The organism is Halomonas sp. PBN3 (genome assembly GCF_000475415.1).
Lineage (GTDB): Bacteria > Pseudomonadota > Gammaproteobacteria > Pseudomonadales > Halomonadaceae > Halomonas > Halomonas shengliensis.
This window is the reverse complement of the sequence record NZ_AXCA01000033.1, coordinates 1-3615: the sequence shown is the minus strand read 5'-3', so window position 1 is coordinate 3615 and position 3615 is coordinate 1. Positions and strand designations below refer to the sequence as shown.

2 protein-coding genes and 2 pseudogenes are annotated in these 3615 nt (G+C 52.9%); 1 reads left to right on the top strand and 3 read right to left on the bottom strand.

Translation table 11 applies throughout. The features are described 5' to 3' along the window. A pseudogene (locus tag Q673_RS21530) lies at positions 1–262 on the bottom strand (transposase); the annotation flags it as partial. A 60-nt stretch (positions 263–322) separates the two neighbouring features. Between Q673_RS21530 and Q673_RS21525 the strand changes: the two are divergent. Next, positions 323–1156, top strand: a pseudogene (locus tag Q673_RS21525) (IS1380 family transposase); the annotation flags it as partial. A gap of 463 nt (positions 1157–1619) precedes the next feature. Here Q673_RS21525 and Q673_RS35775 read toward each other — a convergent pair. Then, positions 1620–2513, bottom strand: a complete 894-nt coding sequence (locus tag Q673_RS35775) for a LysR substrate-binding domain-containing protein (RefSeq protein WP_081137666.1) — start codon at positions 2511–2513, stop codon at positions 1620–1622. Between the two features lie 465 nt (positions 2514–2978). Next, a partial coding sequence (locus Q673_RS21520) for an IS3 family transposase (RefSeq protein WP_023004698.1) occupies positions 2979–3615 on the bottom strand: 637 nt, incomplete at its 5' end.

The window sequence follows — 3615 nt, the reverse complement described above, 5'->3', positions numbered from 1 at the left end:
GCCTTTTTTAAAACCTCCTTTCCAATCCGCAACTTACGAACTTCTTCGCGAAGTTCTTGATCTCGGCATCCCGCTCATCTGCCTGGTCGTCAGTCACACCATCCTCCCGGTCACGTTGCTGGCGACACCAGCGATCCAGCAGGCTGCGATCGATATCCAGCCGCCTGGCAGCCTCGGAGATGGCATAACCCTCTCCTCGAACCATGTTGACCGCCTCAGCCTTGAATTCGTCGGAGTACCGACGTCGCGTCTTCTTGGTCATGAACACCACCAATGCCTCCAGTATGAGGCTTACCGGGGTGTCCGCTCCAATTAGACCAGTTCACGCATCTACTCTCCGCTGGTCGCCTCGCTGGCCGAAACCGGCGATATGGTCGGCGGGCTGCTGCGCGAGGGCAACGCCGGCCCGGCTGAGAATGCCGATACCTGGATTCCCCACCTGGTGCAGCGACTCAACGAGAGTACCGGGGCCCAGATTCGGGTGCGTATCGATGCCGGTTTCACCGACAACGACACGCTGGAGGCCCTGGAGGATCGCCATATTGAGTACCTGGGCCGGCTACGCAGTCACACGGGGCTTCAGGCGTTGGCCGAGCCTTATCTACGGCGCCCGCGAGGCCGCCCACCCGAGGCGCCACGCGAATGGTGTCACGACCTTGAGTACCAAGCCGGTTCCTGGCCGACACCTCGGCGCGTAGTGCTGGTGGTGCAGGAACGTCCCGATGACCTGCTGCTCCATGCCTTCTTCTTGGTCACCAACCTCGGCAATTTCGACTGGCCGCCGGAGAAGGTCTTGGCGCTCTACCGCAAGCGCGGCAGCGCCGAAGCGCATATGGGCGAGGTGAAGTCAGCGCTTGATGTCCACCTCTCATCGACCGATCGCGGTGCCTCCACCGTTCAGGATGTGATGGCTCGCAATGAGGTGAGCCTGCTGTTGAGCCTCTACGCGTATCAAGTGCTGCATGGTCTACGCTGCCTCCTGGAGCGGCAAACCCGACAGGGCTGGAGCCTGAGCCGTATGCGCGAGCAGGTGCTCAAGGTGGCTGCAACCTTATCGCTACACGCTCGGCGTATCACGGTGCAGCTCGGCGATGCGGCCGACAAATGGTGGCCGACGCTGTTGAAGGGACTACCGAAATTGACTGCGTTGCGCTGAGCGGTGACGAATGTTCGAGATTAAGGCGGCCATGCTGATGGCTGGCGAACACGGCTGGCCTAATGGCCACTGCATATGCATTCAGCTTATAGATGTGACAGCAAAGCCTTTTAAACAGGCATAAGAAGGGGGCTCCTCAGGTAACACACTGATCCCGACTCAGTCGACAAGCCATGGGGCCATGGCGTACTTTTGGGCATCCTCATGAATAAGCCAGGTTCACGCAGCAGCAAGGCACCACTGTCGCTGGTCGTACACTGACCGTTCCGGTGGACACACCCAGAGCCGCTGCACGAGGGCGACCATGTCGTTAGGGACTCAACAATGGCGATCAGTCCTCTTGAACCAAGTCCTTACAACCTCTTGATTCCACGATAAAACTATTCGCCACCTCCATTCCAGGTCTGCCTCATAAATATCCCGGCCTGCCTATTTCACGATAACATCCGAAAATCCGAATGCATTAATCCAGCTCTTCATTTAACATCGCTGTCACAAGGTCGAGAAAGCTAGTAGCTAGCATTGACGGAGGCCTATAACCCGGCAACACTGCACTATAGTGAAATTCGATTACTTCACTTAATGGTTTTGCCACCAACCCTCTTTCACCATATAAATTGGCTGTCAAAGGGTCCACTATAGAAACCCCACCACCGTTCAACACCATCTCGCACGCGACACTAGAAAGTTGTGTGTCCAGCCTTATTTTACGCTGCACTTTGTTATCTGAAAAAATCTTGTCAACAAATGGGCGAGAGTCTTGATTCTGGCCAAAAGAAATATAATTCTCTCCTTCAAAATCATCTATGCTTACAGTATCTTTCATTGCCATCCAATGATTCTTTGGCATGACAACTTTCATAGGACTAGACTTTAAATGTATAACTTTTACTGATGGGTCTTCAATCTTAAGGCCTATAAAACCAATATCACATTGCTGTGTTGCCATCCAGTCTAAAACTTTCTGAGAGCTGTGAGACTGGAGTGTTATTGTAATGCCCTCATTTTTTACTGAAAACTTGTTCACCGCTTCGGGGAGCAAACAATGGGCTATTGCAGGCATCCCAACAACAAACAATCTCCCAGTTCTAAAATCCTTAATCTCCTTTGCTGATTCGGCAATTTTATCAAGACCAGTAAAAACTTTTTCCACATCATCAAAAAAGGCCATTGCTTCTGGAGTTGGAAGCAGCCTGCCTTTATCTCTATGGAATAAAGAAAAACCAACATTATATTCTAAATCTGATATAAGCCTGCTTGCGGCAGGCTGCGAAATATGCATTGCTTTGGCTGCTTGAGTAACGGTCCGATATATCATTAGTGCACGAAAAGCTTCGATTTGCCGCAAATTCAACATTTATCACACCTTAATACAAAAAAATACTTTCCATGCAAAAAAACCGCACACCATGTTCATTAAACTGCTTTATTGAACATCCTTTGCCAAAAGAATAACGCCCTCTTCCGATTAATTCATTATCGCCTTGCAATATCCGCTGCAGTCAGACAGAAACCAGTCCATAAAAACTGAAAAATCAATAGGGGCCACACCTTTATGGAATAGTTTATTTATATCGCACCTTACAACACAAATTTTTTGAGTCCAATACACCTCAATATTTTTTAAAGATTTTTGATGTATCCCAATTCATTGGGTGCGCCCAAAACCAAATAATATACTATCTGGCCAAGAAGTGTAGGCCTGATCTCTGCCGGTCAGCGCCGGGGAATCAGGATCAGCGGCCGGCCCGTCCGGCTGGATACCCAAATGCTGGCCGCGTTCGGCGGTAGTTGTCAAGGAATATGTCGCCTCTGAGGTCATTTAGGCTACCTGTTTTTCCGGTTCGACAACGGTGACCTGAAGCTCCCGCTCGGGGTTGAGCGATACGGTAGCGATGGGCGTCCAGTTGCGCGTCTTACCGCTCCAACGGGCGGGGTTGGCCTCCCGGGCCGCCTGATTGATGGCATGGCGCTTGGCCAGCACCTCGGTATCCTCCCCAGCATGTCGTTGTGCCGGTGTCACCAGGCGGATCCCGCTGTGGCGATGCTCGTGGTTGTACCATTGCACGAAGCCAGCCACCCACTCGCGGGCATCGTCGAGCGTGGCAAACCCGTCGACGGGGTAGCAAGGCCGGTACTTGCAGGTCCGGAACAGTGCCTCCGAGTAGGGGTTGTCGTTGCTGACCCGCGGCCGGCTGAACGATGGCGTGATGCCGAGCTCATGCAGCTTCTCCAGCAACGTGGCGCCCTTGAAGGGGCTACCATTGTCCGCGTGCAGTACCAGCGGCTTGTCAATGATCTGCTCGGCCAGCACCGTCCGTTCCAGCACGGTGCAGGAGTTGTGGGCCGACTCGGCCAGGAATACCTCCCAGCCGGTGATCTTGCGGCTGAAGAAGTCGATCATCATCACCAGGTAGTAGTACTGCCCCTTGATCGGACCGCCCAGTGGAGTAAGAAGC

What these genes read in the sequence shown, in the direction of transcription:
- Q673_RS35775 (WP_081137666.1), bottom strand. Translation starts at nt 2,513, where the DNA reads ATGTTGAATTTGCGGCAAATCGAAGCTTTTCGTGCACTAATGATATAT.